The sequence below is a fragment of the Streptomyces sp. NPDC060232 genome (genome assembly GCF_042726555.1).
Lineage (GTDB): Bacteria > Actinomycetota > Actinomycetes > Streptomycetales > Streptomycetaceae > Streptomyces.
On record NZ_JBHXAG010000001.1, the window covers coordinates 124,900 to 142,574 of the forward strand.

Genomic DNA, 17,675 nt, shown 5'->3' on the forward strand with positions numbered 1-17,675 from the left:
CCGGGTCCTCTCGCCTCGCGCGCCGGGGCCGCCTGCGTGAACATGCGTACATGAGCCATGACGGTGCGGGCGACGGCCCCGCGACGCCCACCCGGGAAGCGGGGCTCAAGGCCAACGCGATCGGATTCCTCGACGCGCTCGTCATCGGCCTGAACTCGACCTCGCCCGCGTACTCCCTGGCCGCCGTCCTCGGGCCGATCGTGGCCCTGGTCGGGATCTACGCACCGGGCGTGATGCTGGCCTCCTTCGTGCCGATGCTGCTCATCGCCGCCGCCTTCTACTACCTCAACAACGTCGACCAGGACTGCGGCACGACCTTCTCCTGGGTCACCCGGGCCATGGGCCCCTGGGCGGGCTGGCTCGGCGGCTGGGCCATCGCCATGACGGGCGTGCTGGTCATCGGCTCGCTCGCGGACGTCGCCGTCAACTTCGGGCTGCTCGCCTTCGGCCTGGACGACTGGGCCGCCAACGCCTGGATCCGGCAGGGCCTCACCGTCGCGGTGATCCTGGCCATGACCGCGATCTGCGTCATCGGCACCGAACTGTCCGCCCACCTCCAGGACATCCTCATCCTCGCGCAGGTCGTCTTCCTCCTGGCGTTCGCGGTGGTCGCCATCTACCGCGTCTACGCCGGCACCAGCGCCCTGGAGGAGATCGAGCCGTCCGTCAGCTGGCTCAACCCCTTCGGCGCAGGCGGCGCCGCCCTCACCGGCGGACTGCTGCTCGGCGTGTTCATGTACTGGGGCTGGGAATCCGCGGTCAACCTCACCGAAGAGGTCGAGGACTCCGCCACCGCACCCGGCCGGGCCGGGATCTGGTCCACGGTGATCCTCCTGGTCACCTACCTGTCCGTGGGCTTCGCGGTCGTCGGGTACGCCGGCACCGCCTTCCTCGCCGAGAACGCGGGCGAGGAGGAGGCCATCTTCGCCGTGCTCGCCCACGAGGTCATGGGCGGCTGGGACTGGATGGTGCTCCTCGCCGTCTGCACCTCCGCGCTCGCCTCCACACAGACCACGATCATCCCCGCCTCCCGCACCGCCCTGTCCATGGCCCGCCGACACGCCCTGCCGCCGCCCCTCGCCCACATCCATCCGCGGTTCAGGACCCCGGACGTGAGCACGTGGTGGGTGGCCGGCATCGCCATCAGCTGGTACCTGATCGTCAACCAGATCAGCGAGAACGCGCTCCTGGACTCGCTCACCGCGCTGTCCCTGCTCATCGCCTTCTACTACGCGCTCACCGGCCTGGCCTGCGCCGTCTACTACCGACGCCACCTGCTGGAGGGTCCGCGCAACCTCCTGCTGATCGGCGTCGGCCCGGTGGTCGGCGCCGGCCTGCTGATCTGGCTGCTGGTCGAGTCGATCGGCGACATGGCCGACCCGGAGAACTCGGCGAGCGGCGTCTCCTGGTTCGGGCTCGGCCCGCCGCTGGTCATCGGGATCGTGATCGCCCTCGCCGGCGTGCTCGTCATGGGCTTCTGGCGGGTACGCGACGGCAGGTTCTGGCAGGAGCGCCGCGGAGTGGTCGACCCGGCCCTCGTCCACGCCAGGAAGCGCTGAGCAGGCAGGAGGCACCGATGTCCGTGGTCCTTGGATACGACGAGTCGCCCGGCGCGGAACGGGCCCTGCACGTGGCGCTGGAGGTGGCCGCCGCCTTCGGCGAGCCGCTCGTCCTCGTCTACGGAGCCGCCGCCCCGGGCAGCACCGGCGAGGAGTACCGGGCCCACCGCGAGGCCGTCCGACAGGCGGGCCGCAGCGCGCTGGCCCACGCCGTCGAGGAGGCCGACGCCGCCGGTGTCCCCTCCACGGTCGAGGTCGTCGACGAGAAGCCGGCCCAGGCCCTGCTCGACGCCGCCCGACGCCACGCCGCCCGGGTCATCATCGTCGGCAGCTGGGGCGACAGCCCTATGCGCGGCGCCCTGCTCGGCTCCACCCCGCACAAGCTCCTGCACCTCTCGCCGATCCCCGTGCTCTGCGTACCGACCGAGAGCGCGCCGCCGCGGTGAAGGCGCGCAGCGGCCGCCCGCCTGCCTACGATGCCCCGATGACGGAAATCCAGCGGCTCCGAGCCGAACACGCCCCGGCCCTGCTCGCGTTCGAGCGCGCCAACCGCGCCTACTTCGCAGAGTCGGTGCCCGACCGCGGCGACGCCTACTTCGCCGACTTCGACGCCCGCCACGGCGAACTCCTCGCCGGACAGGCCGCCGGCCGTGACCACCTGCACCTGATCATCGGCGGGGACGGGGAGGTGCTGGGCCGGGTCAACCTGATCGACGTCGAGGACGGCTCCGCCGAGCTGGGCTTCCGCGTCGCGAAGGACGCCGCCGGCCGGGGGCTGGCCACCAGCGCCGTCCGGCAGGTGCTGGTACTCGCCGCGAACACGTACGGGCTGCGGTCCCTGCGCGCTGCCGCGACCGTCGACAACACCGGATCGCGCACGGTCCTGCAGCGCACCGGGTTCGTGCCGGCGGGCGAGACCGTACTGGACGGCCGCCCCGCGGTCCGCTACGTACGGGACCTGGCGGAGGAAAGGCAGCGGCCGACGGGCACCTGATCATCCGTCAGGCACCCGCCGGCCGGGTCCGGTCGTCAGGGGCGGGAGAGCGCGCTGCGCGGTGGGGACGGCGCCCGGTCCGGCGGGATCACCTCCTCGGCGCGCAGCCGGGTCAGCGCCGGGCTGGTGATCGCCGTCGTCACCAGTGCCATCAGCACGAGCATGGTGAACAACTGCGGCCCGATCACGCCCAGTTCCAGTCCGACGTTGAGCACCACCAGCTCGGTCAGCCCCCGGCAGTTCAGCAGAGCGCCGATCGACAGGGCCTCCCGCCAGGGTCTTCCGCAGATGCGGGCCGCGCCCGCCGCGCCGCCCCATTTGCCGAGGAAGGCGACCGCCAGGATGGCACCCGTCCACAGCCACAGCTCGGGCGAGGCCGTCAGGCCCCCGATGTCGGTGCGCAGCCCCGTGTGCACGAAGAACAACGGCAGCAGCACGGGCACCGCGAAGGCGCGCAGCCGGGCCGCCGACACCTCGATGCGTCCCCCGGCGCGCGGGGTGACCACCCCGAACAGGAACGCGCCGAACAGCGCGTGCACGCCGATCCGGTCGGTGGCCAGCGCGGACACGCTCAGCCCGCTGAAGAGCGCCACCAGGACCATCGCGTCCCCGGCCCGGTCGGCGCGGGCCGCCCAGCGGGCCAGCAGCGGCCGTACCGCGTACAGCATGAACAGCGTGAAGGCCACGGCCAGGCCGGCCGTGGTGGCCGCCTCCATCGGGGATCCGGCCGAGGAGAGGGCCACCACGAGCGCCAGCAGGCACCACGCGACGACGTCGTCCACGGCCGCGCAGGCCATGGCGAGCGCCCCGAGCGGGGTCCCGTACAGGCCCCGGTCGATGAGTATCCGGGCCAGCACGGGGAAAGCCGTGATGCTCATGGCGACGGCCATGAACAGGGTGAACGGCATCCGGTCCACGCCGTCCGGGGCGAAACCGCCGTACATCGCGAGCGCGAGGAGCGCGCCCAGGGTCAGCGGCAGGAGCATGCCCGCCTGGCTCACGGCGACCGCGACGCGGGTGTGACCGCGCAGGTTCTTGAGGTCGAGCTCCAGGCCGACCAGGAACATGAAGGCGAGCAGGCCGAGTTGGCCGAGCACCGCGGTGTAGGGCAGGACGGACGCAGGGAACAGCGCGTGCTGGGCCTGCGGCCAGATCCAGCCCAGCAGGGACGGGCCCAGCAGGATGCCGGTGGCTATCTCGCCCACCACCGGGGGCTGGCCGAACCGGCGGCAGACCGCGGCTCCCGCCTGGCAGGCGAGGATCACCACCGGGACGGCGACCAGCAGTGCGGGCAGCGGGTCAGCCGACGACACGGGTGCCTCCCTCGGGGGCGCCGGGGCGCAGAGCGGCGGCCGGGTCGAGGTGGACGGCCGGCGGCGGGACCGAGGCCGCCTGCGACCACTGGGCGTAGCGGCGCAGGCCGTACAACAGGGGCTGCGGATCCTCCCGTACGGTCACCCGGCGGACCTCGGCGAAGACGGCCGTGTGGTCCCCGAAACCGACGGTCCGCACCACGGCGCAGTCCGCCACGGCGTGCGCGTCGGCGATCAGGTGCGGCCCGCCCGCTCCCAGCGGCAGCCGCCACTCGATCCGCTCGAAGCGGTCGGGCGCGCCCGAGGCGAACAGGTCGGAGGCGCCGCGGGCCCGTTCGTGCAGCAGGTTGAGGGCGAAGGCCCCCTGCTGGAGCACCACCGCGAGGGTCGGGCTCGCCGAGCGTACGCACACCAGGACGGTCGGCGGTTCGAGTGCGACACTCGTGACGGAACTGCAGGTCAGGCCATGGGGCACGGTGTCCGGATCCAGTGTGGTGACGATGGACACCCCGGTGGGGAAGGCGGCCATGAAGGGCCGGAGGTCCGCGCGGCGGTCTCTGGCCGACTCGTCCGGCGCGGCGGGGTGGGGCGCGGAGCGGTGGGGCATGTCTGACTCCTGAGGTGGCTGGAAGCGACAGCGGCCCGGCAGCCGGCCAAGAGCCGTGCTGCCGGGCCGCGGACGCGGAGGGCCTTACGCGCCGTGCAGTTGGCGCAGGTAGTCGTAGGCGCTGGGGAGGGTCTCCAACAGGTTCTGCTGCTGGCGCTTGACGGTGTCGAAGAGCGGTTCGGCGCCGGCCACCGACTCGGGCCGGTGCGCGAGGGTGGGCAGCGGGGCGTCCGGCTCCAGGCCGAGGCCGGCGAAGATGCAGTAGTAGCTGCCGTTGGTCCAGAAGTTGCGGAACTCCGCCTCGAAGTTGCCGTAGTACGTGGACTCGTCGGTGATCGGGGAGTTGATGGGCAGGCCGGCCTTGTAGGCGGAGATCTTCTGCTTGATGTTGTCGGGGAGGACCAGCTTCTTGTTGGCCTGCCAGAACGGCGTGTCGTTGCGCGGCGCGTAGAAGAAGTGCGCCTGGATGAAGTCGCGGGTGTCGTCGAACATCACCTCGATCTCGTGGTTGAAGCTGTCGATCAGACCCTCGTTGAAGGTCTTGTCCGGGAAGTGCTTCGCCAGCTGGTAGATCGCGGCCGTGATGAAGTAGATGCCGGTCGACTCCAGCGGCTCCAGGAAGCAGGACGACAGGCCGATGCTGACCACGTTCTTCACCCACGCGCGGCGGTTGCGGCCGACGCGGAAGCGGATGTGGTTGAACTTCGTCTCCTCCACGTCCAGGCCCCACATGTCCGCGAACTCGCGGGTGGCGGTGTCCTGGTCGGTGAACTTGCTGGAGTACACGTAGCCGGTGCCGAAACGCCCCAGCATCGGGATCTTCCAGGCCCAGCCGGAGGACATGGCGATCGCCGACGTGTACGGCTCCACCCCGTTCGCCTCGTCGTCGTGCGGGACGGCCGTCGCCACCGCGCTGTCGCACAGCAGGTGGTCGCTCATGTCGATGAAGGGCTCCTGCATCGCCTGGTTGATCAGCAGCCCGCGGAAGCCGGAGCAGTCCACGAACAGGTCGGCGTCCAGGGCCAGTCCGCCCTTGGTGTGCAGCGTCGTGACGTACCCGCGGGAGTCCTGCTCGACCCGGACCATCTCGTCCTGGAGGTGGTTCACGCCCTGCTTCTCGGTGGCGAAGCGGCGCAGGAAGTCCGCCACCAGCTGGGCGTCGAAGTGCCAGGCGTACCGGGTGGCCGGACGGCCGTCGAGCCAGCGCGGGGCCTTCATCGCGTCCATCACGGGAGGCTCGCGGAAGCAGGCGTAGTCGAACGGTTCGGTGGTGCGGCCCTCGTACTTGCGCTTGAACCAGTAGTGCGACAGCGGCGTCTGGTCGTAGTCCGGGAGGAGCCCGAAGGGGTGGTAGAAGTGGTCCGGACCGCCGCCCGGCAGCTCGCGGGCCGTCGACTCGCCCTGGCCGTCGGTCCGCCAGTTCACGAAGCGCACGGCCATCTTGAAGCTGGCGTTGCACTCCCGCATCCACTCGTCCTCGGCGATCCCCAGGTAGTCGAAGAAGGAGCGCTGCAGGTTGGGCACGGTGGCCTCGCCGACGCCGATGCGCGGGATCGTCGGCGCCTCGAGCACGGTGATGTCGACCGTTCCCTGGAGCGCCTTGCCGAGATACGCGGCCGTCATCCAGCCGGCCGTGCCGCCTCCCAGGATGACGACCTTCTGAAGCCGGGTGTCGGTGCTGGTCATGAAACAGCCCTCATTTCGGAGTCGGCGGTTCGGGTGGTCGTGCTCATCAGTGTCGAAAAGCGCCCTATCACCGCTCTACACCGAAAGAATCCAGCCGTTGTAGGCCCGTTGTAGGCCCCCCGAACACACTCGTCTCGCAGGCACAGCGACAGGCGGACGACGACCGGGAGGACGCGATGACCACCGCAGCGACCGAGACAGCGGGGCCGGCGGTACGCGTCCGCTTCCTGGGCGATTTCGAGCTGACCGTGAACGGGACCCCCGTACGGCGCTGGCGGGCCGGCAAGGCCCGCGGCCTCTTCCAGTACCTCGTGGTCCACCGCGGCCAGATGCTCACCCGCGACCGGCTCTACGCCTCCCTGTGGCCCGGCACCGACAGCACCGCCGGCAGCTCGCTCAAGGTCGCCGCCCACGCGCTGCGCCGGGTGCTGGACGCCCACCCCGACCGCCCCGGCGACTCCGGGATCCAACTGGTCTACCGCGACTTCGGATACGTCCTCAATGTCACCGGCCTGTGGTGCGACCTCGACCGCTTCCAGGAGCTCGTGCACGCCGGCCTGCGGGCCGCCACCGCCGGCGACACCGCGCTCGCCCGGACCCGGCTGCGGGCGGCGATCACCCTGTACGGCGGCGAGTTCCTGCGCGGCGAGAGCGCCGACTGGGTCGTCGAACAGCGCGAATACCTCAGGGCGCTGGCCCTGCGGGCCCTGGGCGTGCTGCGCGCCGACGCCGAGGACCGCGAGGACTTCGTGGAGCTGATCGAGCTCTGCAAGCGCACGCTGGAGATCGACCGCCACCACGAGGAGACCTACCGCGCGCTGATGGCCGCGCACGGCCGACGCGGCGAACTGGCCTGCGTACGCCGCTGGTACGAGCTGTGCGCCCGCCGGATGCGCGACGAACTGGCCGTGGCACCCGGCCACGAGACCCAGCGGCTGCTGCGCGCCCTGATCCCGGCCGCCGCCCGCGGCGCCGCTCCCGGCCCCGCGTCCGCCCCCGCCTCCGTCGGCGGCGCCCCCGCCACGGTCCGCGCGCTGCGGCCCGCCGGGCGCCAGCCCGGGACACCCGCGTGGAGCGCGGAGGTACGCACCCCCGCCCTGGCCCGGTCCGTGCGCAGGGCCAGGCCCGACAACAGGGCCCCGGCCGTCCTGGCCCGCACCGCCGACCCTGCGACCGCGTGACCGACACCGCTGTTCAGCGAGCCCGTGAATTCCGCGACCGAGTGAGGACCCCACCGTGACCGTGCTGACCGTGCCGACCGTGCCGCAGGACTCCAGACCGCCCGGCGACGAGCCGAACGCGGGCCTGCCGCCCCGTTACACCGACCAGTGGATCGGCGGCGCGTGGGTCGCCTCCGAAGCCGACGGCCGCCTCGTCGTGACCGACCCCGCCACCGAGCGCGCCCTGGCCACCGTCCCGGCCGGCACCGCCCGGGACGCCGACCTCGCGGCGCGCGCCGCCGCGGGTGCCTTCGAAGGCTGGGCCGCCACCCCGTTGCGCGAGCGGACCGCCCTGCTGCGCAGGGTCGTCGAGGCCATGGAGGTACGCGCCGACCGCTTCGCGGAGGTCATCACCGCCGAGGTCGGGGCGCCCGCCAGGATGGCCCGCCACACCCATGTCGGGCTCTCCCTCGGTATGGCCGCGCACTGCGTCGAGACCGCCGCCTCCTACGCCTTCGAGGAGCGGGTGGGACACTCGCTGGTCGTGCGCGAGGCCGCCGGCGTGGCCGCCTGCATCACCCCCTGGAACACTCCGCTGCTGCTCACCGTGCAGAAGATCCTCCCGGCGCTGGCGGCCGGCTGCACCGTCGTGCACAAGCCGAGCGAGATCACCCCGCTGCACGCCCGGCTCCTCGCCGAGGCCATCGCCGAGGCGGACCTGCCGCCCGGCGTCTTCAACATGGTCGTCGGCACCGGCGACACCGTCGGCACGGCCCTGGTCACCCACCCGCTGGTCGACGTGGTCTCCCTGACCGGCTCCACCCGGGCCGGCCGCCAGGTCTCCGCGCTCGGCGCCGACCGCGTCAAGCGCGTCCACCTCGAACTCGGCGGCAAGAACGCCAGCCTCGTCCTCGACGACGCCGACCTGGCCCCGGCCGTGGCCGCCACCGTCGACCAGATGCTCTTCAACACCGGCCAGACCTGCCTGCAGTGGAGCCGGCTGCTGGTGCCCCGCGACCGGCAGGACGAGGCCGTGGACCTCGCCGTCCGGGCCATGGACGGCTATGTCACCGGCGATCCGCGCGATCCGGCGACCGATCTCGGCCCGCTGGTGTCCGCGGCCGCCCACGCCCGCGTCACCGGCTACATCCGCCGCGGCGCCGAGGAGGGCGGCGCCCGCCTGGTCCGCGGCGGCCCCGACCGGCCCGCCGGCCTGGACACCGGCTACTACGTCCAGCCGACGGTCTTCGCCGACGTCGACCCGCTCACCACGATCGCCCAGGAGGAGATCTTCGGGCCGGTGCTGTCCGTCATCCCCTACGACGACGAGGAGCAGGCGGTCCGGATCGTCAACGGCACCCGCTACGGGCTGCACGGCGCGGTCTGGTCCGGCGACGACGGCCGCGCCGAGCGGACGGCGCGCCGCTTCCGCTCCGGCCTGGTCGACGTCAACGGCGGCCAGTTCAACCCGGCCGCCCCGTTCGGCGGCTTCAAGCAGTCCGGGATCGGACGCGAGTGCGGCACGGCCGGACTGGAGGCCTTCCTGGAGACCAAATCGATGCAGCTCCCGCAGGGCGCGGGGGGCCAGGTGGTCGGCCCGCGGCTGCGGGCCACCGAGGCCGCCCGCCCCGCGGACACCGAGAGGAACGACGGATGACCGAGCCCCATGCCGGGGCGGCCGGGGCGAGCGCCCCGGGCGCGCTCCCGCCGCTGTTCGCCCGCCTGGAACGGTGGACCCGCGAACAGCCCGACGAGACCGCGGTCAAGGCCGTGGACGGCAACCTCACCTACGCGGCGCTGACCGCCCGCACCGCCCGCTACGCCGCCGCCCTCGCCCGCGCCGGAGTCGGCCCGGAGACCTCGGTCGGGCTCCTGCTGGGCCGCTCCCGCGAGAGCGTGCCCGCCCTGCTCGCCGTCTGGAGCCTGGGCGGGACCGCCGTACCGCTGGACCCCGGCCACCCGGTGGAGCGGCTCGGCGGCGTCCTGCGCGACGCCGGGGCCGCCGTCCTCGTCGCCACCGGTGTGCCCGCCGGCCTGGAGGCCGGCGGGACCGTCCTGCTGACCCCCCGCGAGGTCCGTCGCGGCGCCCCCGGGGCGCTCGCCGTGACCCTGCCCGCCGCCGACACCTGCGCCTACCTCGTCTACACCTCCGGAACCACCGGCCGCCCCAAGGGCGTCGAGGTCACCTACCGCGGCCTGGACACCTTCGTCGAGGCCCTCGCCGGGCTTGGCCTGCCCCCCGGCGGACTCGGGCTCAACGCCGTCTCGCCCGCCTTCGACGGCTGGCTCTGGTGCACCCTGCTCTACCTCGTCCACGGCCAGGGGGTGGCCCTCACCGACCTCTCCCTCGACGGACTGCGGCAGGCCGCCGCAGAGGGCCGCGAACCGCTGCCGGCCGGACTGCGCACGGTCTCCCTCACGCCGTCGCTGCTCGCCGCCCACGGCGCGGGACTCGACTCCGCCGAGGTCGTCGTCGTCGCGGGGGAGGCCTGCCCGGCCGCACTCGCCGAGCGGTTCGCCCACGGCCGCAGGCTGCTCAACGTGTACGGGCCGACGGAGGTGACCATCGCCGCCACCTGGGCCGACAGCCGACGAGGGGACGACGTGACCACCATCGGACGACCGCTGCCCGGCTACCGGGCGTACGTGCTGGACGAGGAGCTGCGGCCGGTGCCCGCGGGCACCGAGGGCGAGCTCTACCTCGGCGGGCCCGCCGTCGCCCGCGGCTACCGCGGCCGCCCCGGACTCACCGCGAGCCGCTTCCTGCCCGACCCGTTCCAGGGCGGCGGCACCCGCATGTACCGCACCGGCGACGTGGTGATCCGCCGCGACGGGGGCGAACTGGAGTACCGGGGACGCCGGGACGACCAGGTGAAGATCCGCGGCCACCGCATCGAACTCGGCGAGGTGGAGCGCATCGCCGCCGAACTCCCCGAGGTCGTCGCCGCCGCCTGCTGCCCGCTGCCCCCGGGCCAGGTCCTCGGCCTCGCCGTCGTCGCGGCACCCGGCGTCGGCGACCCGGCCGGACTCGCCACCCGGGTCGTGGAGCGCTGCCGCAAGCAGCTGCCCGCGGCCGCGGTACCGGGCACGGTGCGCGTACTGGACCGGATCCCGACCCTGACCACCGGGAAGGCCGACCGCGCGGCACTGGCCCGGGCCCTGGCCGAGCCGGAGGGCGGCACCGGACCAGGCCCGTCCGGGGGCGGCGCGGTGAGCCCCAGCGAGCGCATCGTGATGACCGTGTGGGCCGAGGTGCTCGCCACCGAGGTCCCCGGCCCCGACGCGGACTTCTTCGACCTGGGCGGCCACTCCCTGGCCGCCGCCCGCGTGGTGTCGGAGCTGCGCCGCACCACCGGTCTGCGCGTCGGCCTCGGCGCGCTGCTGGCCCGGCCGACGGTCGCCGACGTGGCCGCGGAGATCGACCGGCTCACCGCCGAGCAGGGCGCGCCCGCCACCGGCGCGCCCGCCACCGGCGCGCCCGCCACCGGCGCGCCCGCCACCGGCGCGCCCGCCACCGGCGCGCCCGCCACCGGCGCGGCCGACGCCGCCGAGGGGGCGTAGACCATGGGCACCTGGATCTCCACCTGGTCGGCGGACCCCGCCGACCATGCCCTGCCCGTGCTGCTGTGCCTGCCCCCCGCCGGGGCCGGCTGCCAGCAGTTCCGCGCCTGGCAGCCCGCGCTGGACGGCACCGCACAGGTGTACGGCGTACAGCTGCCGGGCCGTGAGAACCGCTGGCGGGAGCCCATGCCGGACACCTTCGAGGAGGCCGTCGACGCCATCGCGGCCGAACTGGTGTCCACCGTCGGGAACCGGCCGCTGATCGTCTTCGGCCACAGCTTCGGCGGCCTCCTCGGCTACGAGGTCTCCCGCCGGGTCGCCCCGCGCGCCCTGGTGGTCAGCGGCTGCCGGGCCCCCGGCCACTGGACCGGAGCCGGCCGCGGCATCGTCGACGACGGGGAGGAGCTGGACAAGCTCTTCGACACCGCCGACCTCGATCCCGGGCTGCTCGACGAGGACACCCGGGCGCTGATGGTCGCCATGCTCCGCAAGGACGCCCAGCTGTCCCTGAGCTACGTCCACCGGCCCGGCGTCCGCCTCTCCGTACCCGTGCACGCCTGGGGCGCCGACGGCGACGAGACCGTCAGCGCGGCCGACCTGGACGGCTGGGCCGCGGTCACCACCGGCGGCTTCGCCCGGCACACCACCACCGGCGGCCACCACGCCGTACTGCGCCGCCCCCAGCCCGTACTGGACCACCTGAGCGCCCTGCTGCGCGGCGAGGGAGCCCCCCTCGCCCCGACCGCCTGACAGCCCGCCCGCACCCATCGGCCCGAGCCCGGAGGACACCGTGCCCACCACCCACCAGGTCCTCGTGAACCACGAGGGGCAGTACGCGCTGTACCCCGCCACGCGCGAGACGCCCGACGGCTGGACGCCGGCCGGCTTCGACGGCACCGAGGACGAATGCGCCGCCTTCGTCGACGCCCACTGGCCCGACATCCGCCCGCTCAGCCTGCGAGGAGCCTGAGATGGAGATCGACCTGCTCGACCCGGGCCCCTTCGGCCGCAACGACTTCTGGCCGACGTTCACCTGGCTGCGCGCCAACTCGCCGGTCCACTGGCACCCCGAGCCCGGCAGCGACGACGGCGGCTTCTGGGCGCTGAGCCGGCACCGCGACATCATGAAGGTGTACGCCGACAGCGACACCTTCGTCTCGGGCCGCGGGATGCGGCTGGGCAGCGACCCGGCGGCCGTCGCCGCCGTCGCCCAGCGCATGCTCATCGTCTCCGACGTCCCGCACCACACCCGCCTCAAGCGGGCCCTGGGCCAGGCCTTCGGCCCCCAGCAGATGCCCCGCCTGGAAGCCCTCGTCGAGCAGGTCGTCGCCGACCTGGTCACCGAGGCCGCCGAAGCCGACGAACTGGACTTCATCGACCTGGCCAAACAACTGCCCAACCGGGTGGTGTGCGCCATCCTGGGCATCCCCCGCGCCGACTGGGCCTGGATCGGCGCCCTGACCACCGACGCCTTCGACTCCCCGGACGAGGCGGTGCGCAGCAACGCGCACTCGGAGATCTTCCTCTACTTCATCGAGCTGCTCGCCGAGCGCCGGGCCCGCCCCGGCGAGGACCTGGTCAGCCAGATCGCCCACGACACCCTCGTGGACGAGGGCGACGGCAGCGAACGGCCGCTCAGCGAACACGAGATCGTCTTCAACCTCAACGGCGTCCTCTCCGGCGCCAACGAGACCACCCGCTACTCGGCGGCCGGCGCGGTCCACATGTTCGCCGAACACCCCGACCAGTGGCGGCTGCTGCGCAGCCTCGGCCCGGACGGCATCGCCCCCGCGGTCGAGGAGATCCTGCGCTGGACGACACCCGGGGTGCACGCCCTGCGCACCGCCGCCCACGACACCGAGATCGCCGGGACGCCCATCGCCGCCGGCGCCCGCGTCACGCTGTGGAACGTCTCGGCCAACCGGGACGAGGACGTCTTTGCCGACCCGCACTCCTTCCGGGTCGACCGCCGCCCCAACCGGCACGTCGCCTTCGGCCACGGCCGCCACCTCTGCCTCGGCGCCCGCCTCGCCCGCTTCGAACTCGGCGCCCTGCTCACCGAGATGCTCGCCGTCCTGGACGGGTTCGAACTGACCGGCCCCGCCACCTTCAACTCGTCCAACTTCACCTGGGGGATCAACAGTCTCCCCGTGCGGCTGCTGCGCAGCCGAGCCTTCGCGAAGTAAGAAAGGGCCCGTACTGTGACCACCGCACTCGTCGACTTCAACCGTTCGGACGCCGCGTTCCCCGCGACCGGGTACCCCGAACTCCTGGCCGGACAGGCCGCCCGCACCCCCACGGCCACCGCCCTCGCACAGGGCGACCGCACCTGGACCTACGCCGAACTCCAGGCCGCCACCAACCGCCTGGCGCACGCCCTGATCGCCCGCGGCGCCGCGCCCGGCACCCGGATCGGGCTCTGCTACCCGCGCAGCGCCGAGTACGTCCTCGGCTCCCTGGCGATCCTCAAGACGGGCGCCGCGATCGTCGCCCTCGACCCGGTCAACCCCGACGACCGGCTGGCCGCGATGATCGGCGACGCCGGCCCGCTGCTCGTGCTCGCCCCGGCCGAACTCGCCCGCCGGATACCCGAGGACGTCCCGCGGGCCGAGGTCGCCACCGCCGGACAGGGCATGCCGGACACCGCACCCGCGTCCGTGACCGGACCCGACACCGTCAGCCACCTCATCTACACCTCCGGCTCCACCGGCACCCCCAAGGCCGTCCTGGAGCGGCACGGCGCGCTCACCAACCTGGTCCACTGGACCACCCGCGCCTACGGGGTCCGGCCCGGCGACCGCGCCTCCTGGATGTCCACCCCCGGCTTCGCCGTCCAGATCATGGAGTGGCTCGCCTACCTGCCGGCCGGCGCCGCGATCCACATCCCCGAAGCGGGCCAGGCGCAGACCCCCGAGCAGATCCGCGACTGGCTGGCCGGCGAGGGCATCACCCACACCATGCTGGTGGCCGCGCTGGCCGAGCCCGTGTGGGGCCTGAAGTGGCCGGCGGACACGGCGCTGCGGATCCTGGTGACCACGGCCGAGCGCGTCCACAGCTGGCCGCCCGTCGACACCCCCTTCCGCGTGGTGATGACCTACGGCACCACCGAGACCACCAACGTCCTGTCCTGCCTCGACCTCGGCGCCGGCACCGACTTCACCAGCCAGGCCACCTCCGACGAGGTCCGCGCCACCCGCCAGGTCCCGGTCGGCGTACCCATCGCCAACCTGCGCGTCCACCTCCTGGACGAGGACGGCCGCCCGGTCCCCGAGGGCGAGGTCGGCCGGCTGCACGTCTCCGGGGCCGGAGTCGCGGCCGGCTACCACGGCCGTCCCGAGCTCACCGCCGCCAAGTTCATCCCCAACTTCCTGCCCGACGACCCGCACCCGGTGCTCTACGACACCGGCGACCTCGCCCGCCGCCGCGAGGACGGCGCCGTCGAGCTCCTCGGCCGCTCCGACTCCCAGGTCAAGATCCGCGGCTTCCGCGTCGAGCTCGGTGAGGTCGAGACGCACATCGCGCGCCTCGACGGCGTCGCCGAGGCTGTCGTCGTCACCCAGGAGCGCGGCCCGGGCGACAAGCGCCTCATCGCCTACGTGTCCCCGGCCGGCGGGGCCGAACCCGACTCGGCCACGGTCCGCGCCGAGGTCGCCCGTACCCTGCCCTACTACATGGTCCCCGCCTCCGTCGTCGTGCTGCCCTCCCTCCCGCGGCTGCCCAACGGCAAGGTCGACCGCCGCAGCCTGCCCGAGCCCCCCGAGGGCCGCGACGGCGTCGGCGCCGGCTACGAGGCTCCGCGCAACGAGGTCGAGGACGGCCTGAGCCGCCTGTGGGCCGAGGCGTTCCGCACCGACGGCGTCGGCATCCACGACAACTTCTTCGAACTGGGCGGGCACTCGCTGCTGGCCTTCCAGCTCATCGACGAGATCCGCCGCCGCTACGGCGTCGAGCTGAGCCTCTCCGACCTGTCCACCTGCCCCACCGTCGCCGAGCTCGCCACCCTGGTCACCACCGAACGCGCCGGAGGCCGTGGCTCCTTCGGCGGCCTCCCGGCGATCGTCCCCGACCCGGCCGCACGCTTCGAGCCGTTCCCACTGACCGAGAGCCAGCAGGCGCTGTGGATCGGCCGCGGCGGGCTGGTCGAACTCGGCAACGTCGGCTGCCACGGCTACTTCGAGTGGGAGAGCGAGAAGCTCGACGTACCCCGCTTCGAGGGCGCCTGGCGCCGGCTCGTCGAACGCCACGACGCCCTGCGCACCCGGGTCCTGCCCGATGGCACCCAGCAGGTCTTCGAGGAGATCCCGGCGTACGAGATCCCCGTCACCGACTTCGGCGGCCTCGACGAGGAGCGCCGCACCGCCGAACTGGCCGCCCTGCGCGAGAAGCTGTCCCACCAGGTCCTCGACGCCGACGCCTGGCCGCTGTTCGACGTGCGGATCAGCCTCCTCGGCGGCGGCCGGGCCCGGATCCACCTCTCGCTGGACTTCCTCGTCGCCGACGCCTGGAGCTACTTCCAGGTCCTCATCCCCGACCTCGTCACCTACTACGTGGACCCGGACGCCGCACTCGCACCGCTGGAGCTGACCTTCCGCGACTACGTGCTCGCCGTCGGCAACTCCCTGCGCGACAGCGAGATCTACCGGCGCTCCGAGTGGTACTGGCGCGACCGCCTCGCGACCCTCCCGCCCGCCCCCGAGCTGCCCCGGCGCCCGGCCGACGCCCCCGAGCTGCCGGTCCGCTTCGAGCGGCGCAGCCACGTCGTCTCCCCGGAGCTGTGGACCCGGATCCAGGAGCGGGCGCACGCCCGCGAGGTGACCCCCTCCGGGGTGCTGGCCGCCGCCTACGCCGAGATCCTCGGGAAGGCCTCCGGGCAGGCCCGCTTCACCATCAACTTCCCGCTCTTCAACCGGCTCCCGCTGCACCCGCAGGTCAACGCGCTGCTCGCGGACACCACCACCACCTTGCTGCTCGCCGTCGAACAGCAGGACTCCACCTTCGCCGGGCGCGCGCAGGGCGTCCAGCGCCGCCTCTGGGCCGACCTGGAACACCGCTACTTCAGCGGGGTGCAGGTCCTGCGCGAGCTCACCAAGCTGCGCGGCTCCCTGGCCCCGGCGATGCCCGTGGTCATGACCAGCCTGGCGGGCCACCCGCCGCAGTACGAGGAGACCGAACTGGGCGCCCCCGTCTACGGGATCTCCCAGACCCCCCAGGTCTCCCTGGACTTCCAGGTCTTCGAGAAGCCCGAAGGACTCACCTTCAACTGGGACTTCCTGCCCGCCGTCTACCCCGACGGGCTCATCGACTCCATGTTCGAGGAGTTCACGGCCCTGCTGGAGGCCCTCGGCGAGGACGAGGCCTGGGAGCGGTACTCCCCGCCGCCCGGCGAGGAGGGCGCGGACGCGGGCAAGGCCGAGGAACGCGACACCGGCGACGCCTGGGAGCGCTACTGGGCCGGGATCCGGCGCACCGGCCGCGGCGGCGACGTCATCTGGGACGCCGACAGCGGCGAGGAGTTCCAGTGGCTGCTCGACCAGGCGCAGCGCCACTTCCGCGCCGACCTGCCGCTCATCGACCTCGGCTGCGGCAACGGCCGCTACAGCCGCGAACTCGCCCCGCACTACCCGTCGGTCGTCGGCGTCGACGTCTCCGCCAGCGCCATCGACCACGCCAGGCGCGAGGCGGAGGGGGTGGCGAACGTCGACTACCTGGCGATCGACATGACCGACGCCGAACAGGCCGCGGCCTTGGGGGAGGGGCCCTACAACATCTTCGTCCGCGGTGTCTTCCACGTCCTGGACACCGAGGCCCGGGCCCGGCTCGCCGCCGTCGCCGACCGGCTGCTGGGCGATGAGGGGACGCTGATCGTGCACGAGCCCGACTACTCCAGCAACTCCTTCGGCTACCTGGGCTTCGTGGGCGGCAAGCGAGGCCGCGCCGAGGACCTGGTCGGCCCGCTGGAGGCGGCCGGCGTCCGGCACTCGCACCGCTTCACCCGGCCCGAGCTGGCCGAGGCGTTCGGGGCCGAGGGCTGGGAGATCGTCGAGGACGAGGCGATAGAACTGCACGCCATCGACCCCCGGTCGGACTGCGACGCCCTGCGGCTGCCCGGCTACTACGCGGTGCTGCGCCGCAGGCGCTGATGGCCGGTCTCGCACTGGCCGGGCCGACCGGAGCGGTGCTGGCGGCGGCCGGCGACGTACGGGAGCTGCTGACCCGTACCGAACTGGACCGCGCCGGCGCCCTCCGGTCGGCCGGCGACCGGGACGACTTCCTGGCCGCGCACGCACTGGTCCGGCTCTGCGCCGGGCGGCTCCTGGGCCGCCCGGCGCAGAGCCTCACCGTCGTTCAGAGCTGCGGTTCGTGCGACCGGCCGCACGGCAGGCCGCGGCTCGTCGAGGCGCCCGCCACCGGCGTCAGCCTCGCGCACACCCGGGGCTGGGTCGCGGCCGCCGCCGCCGGCGGACCGGTCGGCGTGGACGTGGAGGCCGTCGGCGACGGGGACCTGGACTGGCGGACGGCCGGTGCGGTCTGCACAGAGAAGGAACTGGCCGCCCTGCGGTCGGACACCCACCCGAGGCGCGCCTTCCTGCGCCAGTGGGTACGAAAGGAGTCCCTGGTCAAGGTCGGGGCGGGCACGCTCGACGAGCCGGCCCGCCTCGACCTTCCCGTGTACGGGCAGGAGCCGCCGCGCTGGCACGGCTGGCGGCTGCTGGACTGGGGCGGTGCGCAGGCCGTCGGATGTGTGGCGGCCCGCGAGGAGATGCGGCTGCGGCTGCTCGGCTGAAAGACTGGACA

The 17,675-nt window shown here is 73.5% G+C and carries 14 protein-coding genes; 11 read left to right on the forward strand and 3 right to left on the reverse strand.

Annotated elements, in window-relative coordinates; genetic code table 11:
* The first annotated feature begins 50 nt into the window (after positions 1-50).
* Genes ACFWFZ_RS00545 through ACFWFZ_RS00555 form a run of 3 tightly spaced genes read left to right on the forward strand, consistent with a single transcriptional unit; the run spans position 51 to position 2,553 of the window.
* Positions 51-1,559, forward strand: a complete 1,509-nt coding sequence (locus ACFWFZ_RS00545; protein ID WP_387114420.1) for an APC family permease — start codon at positions 51-53, stop codon at positions 1,557-1,559.
* 17 nt (positions 1,560-1,576) lie between these two features.
* Complete coding sequence (locus ACFWFZ_RS00550) at positions 1,577-2,005, forward strand: universal stress protein (RefSeq protein WP_387114422.1); 429 nt, start codon at positions 1,577-1,579, stop codon at positions 2,003-2,005.
* A gap of 38 nt (positions 2,006-2,043) precedes the next feature.
* The gene (locus ACFWFZ_RS00555) at positions 2,044-2,553 is read left to right on the forward strand and encodes a GNAT family N-acetyltransferase (RefSeq protein ID WP_387114425.1); all 510 of its coding nucleotides are present in this window, start codon (positions 2,044-2,046) and stop codon (positions 2,551-2,553) included.
* Positions 2,554-2,588: 35 nt separating this feature from the next.
* On the opposite strand, the gene ACFWFZ_RS00560 is transcribed toward ACFWFZ_RS00555, so the two are convergent.
* The 3 genes from ACFWFZ_RS00560 to ACFWFZ_RS00570 form a co-directional block, all read right to left on the reverse strand.
* Positions 2,589-3,866 carry a cation:proton antiporter gene (locus ACFWFZ_RS00560; RefSeq protein ID WP_387114428.1) on the reverse strand — a complete coding sequence of 426 codons (1,278 nt, stop codon included), beginning with the start codon at positions 3,864-3,866 and terminating at the stop codon, positions 2,589-2,591.
* The gene (locus ACFWFZ_RS00565; protein ID WP_387114431.1) at positions 3,853-4,473 is read right to left on the reverse strand and encodes a flavin reductase family protein; all 621 of its coding nucleotides are present in this window, start codon (positions 4,471-4,473) and stop codon (positions 3,853-3,855) included. Before ACFWFZ_RS00565 ends, ACFWFZ_RS00560 begins: the two co-directional genes overlap by 14 nt.
* An 84-nt stretch (positions 4,474-4,557) precedes the next feature.
* On the reverse strand, positions 4,558-6,159 hold the full coding sequence (locus ACFWFZ_RS00570; protein WP_387114434.1) for a tryptophan halogenase family protein: 1,602 nt from the start codon (positions 6,157-6,159) through the stop codon (positions 4,558-4,560).
* A 176-nt stretch (positions 6,160-6,335) separates the two neighbouring features.
* Between ACFWFZ_RS00570 and ACFWFZ_RS00575 the strand changes: the two genes are divergently transcribed.
* From ACFWFZ_RS00575 to ACFWFZ_RS00610, 8 genes are all read left to right on the forward strand, one after another.
* Positions 6,336-7,340 carry a BTAD domain-containing putative transcriptional regulator gene (locus ACFWFZ_RS00575; RefSeq protein ID WP_387114437.1) on the forward strand — a complete coding sequence of 335 codons (1,005 nt, stop codon included), beginning with the start codon at positions 6,336-6,338 and terminating at the stop codon, positions 7,338-7,340.
* 124 nt (positions 7,341-7,464) lie between these two features.
* A complete protein-coding gene (locus tag ACFWFZ_RS00580; RefSeq protein ID WP_387116226.1) occupies positions 7,465-8,976 on the forward strand; it encodes an aldehyde dehydrogenase family protein in 1,512 nt (503 codons plus the stop codon).
* Positions 8,973-10,880, forward strand: coding sequence for a non-ribosomal peptide synthetase (locus ACFWFZ_RS00585; protein ID WP_387114440.1), 1,908 nt, complete (start codon positions 8,973-8,975; stop codon positions 10,878-10,880). The genes ACFWFZ_RS00580 and ACFWFZ_RS00585 overlap by 4 nt, the downstream gene beginning before the upstream one ends.
* A 3-nt stretch (positions 10,881-10,883) precedes the next feature.
* Positions 10,884-11,630: a thioesterase II family protein gene (locus tag ACFWFZ_RS00590; protein ID WP_387114443.1), complete on the forward strand. Its 747-nt coding sequence runs from the start codon at positions 10,884-10,886 to the stop codon at positions 11,628-11,630.
* A 16-nt stretch (positions 11,631-11,646) separates the two neighbouring features.
* Complete coding sequence (locus ACFWFZ_RS00595) at positions 11,647-11,850, forward strand: MbtH family NRPS accessory protein (protein WP_076043097.1); 204 nt, start codon at positions 11,647-11,649, stop codon at positions 11,848-11,850.
* Position 11,851: 1 nt separating this feature from the next.
* Positions 11,852-13,066, forward strand: a complete 1,215-nt coding sequence (locus tag ACFWFZ_RS00600) for a cytochrome P450 (protein WP_387114446.1) — start codon at positions 11,852-11,854, stop codon at positions 13,064-13,066.
* A gap of 15 nt (positions 13,067-13,081) precedes the next feature.
* A complete protein-coding gene (locus ACFWFZ_RS00605; protein ID WP_387114449.1) occupies positions 13,082-17,020 on the forward strand; it encodes an amino acid adenylation domain-containing protein in 3,939 nt (1,312 codons plus the stop codon).
* Positions 17,020-17,664 carry a 4'-phosphopantetheinyl transferase family protein gene (locus ACFWFZ_RS00610; RefSeq protein ID WP_387114452.1) on the forward strand — a complete coding sequence of 215 codons (645 nt, stop codon included), beginning with the start codon at positions 17,020-17,022 and terminating at the stop codon, positions 17,662-17,664. The genes ACFWFZ_RS00605 and ACFWFZ_RS00610 overlap by 1 nt, the downstream gene beginning before the upstream one ends.
* Positions 17,665-17,675 lie beyond the last annotated feature (11 nt).

What these genes read in the sequence shown, in the direction of transcription:
- ACFWFZ_RS00565 (WP_387114431.1), bottom strand. Translation starts at nt 4,473, where the DNA reads ATGCCCCACCGCTCCGCGCCCCACCCCGCCGCGCCGGACGAGTCGGCC.
- ACFWFZ_RS00550 (WP_387114422.1), top strand. Translation starts at nt 1,577, where the DNA reads ATGTCCGTGGTCCTTGGATACGACGAGTCGCCCGGCGCGGAACGGGCC.
- ACFWFZ_RS00585 (WP_387114440.1), top strand. Translation starts at nt 8,973, where the DNA reads ATGACCGAGCCCCATGCCGGGGCGGCCGGGGCGAGCGCCCCGGGCGCG.
- ACFWFZ_RS00570 (WP_387114434.1), bottom strand. Translation starts at nt 6,159, where the DNA reads ATGACCAGCACCGACACCCGGCTTCAGAAGGTCGTCATCCTGGGAGGC.
- ACFWFZ_RS00575 (WP_387114437.1), top strand. Translation starts at nt 6,336, where the DNA reads ATGACCACCGCAGCGACCGAGACAGCGGGGCCGGCGGTACGCGTCCGC.
- ACFWFZ_RS00590 (WP_387114443.1), top strand. Translation starts at nt 10,884, where the DNA reads ATGGGCACCTGGATCTCCACCTGGTCGGCGGACCCCGCCGACCATGCC.
- ACFWFZ_RS00610 (WP_387114452.1), top strand. Translation starts at nt 17,020, where the DNA reads ATGGCCGGTCTCGCACTGGCCGGGCCGACCGGAGCGGTGCTGGCGGCG.
- ACFWFZ_RS00555 (WP_387114425.1), top strand. Translation starts at nt 2,044, where the DNA reads ATGACGGAAATCCAGCGGCTCCGAGCCGAACACGCCCCGGCCCTGCTC.
- ACFWFZ_RS00545 (WP_387114420.1), top strand. Translation starts at nt 51, where the DNA reads ATGAGCCATGACGGTGCGGGCGACGGCCCCGCGACGCCCACCCGGGAA.
- ACFWFZ_RS00600 (WP_387114446.1), top strand. Translation starts at nt 11,852, where the DNA reads ATGGAGATCGACCTGCTCGACCCGGGCCCCTTCGGCCGCAACGACTTC.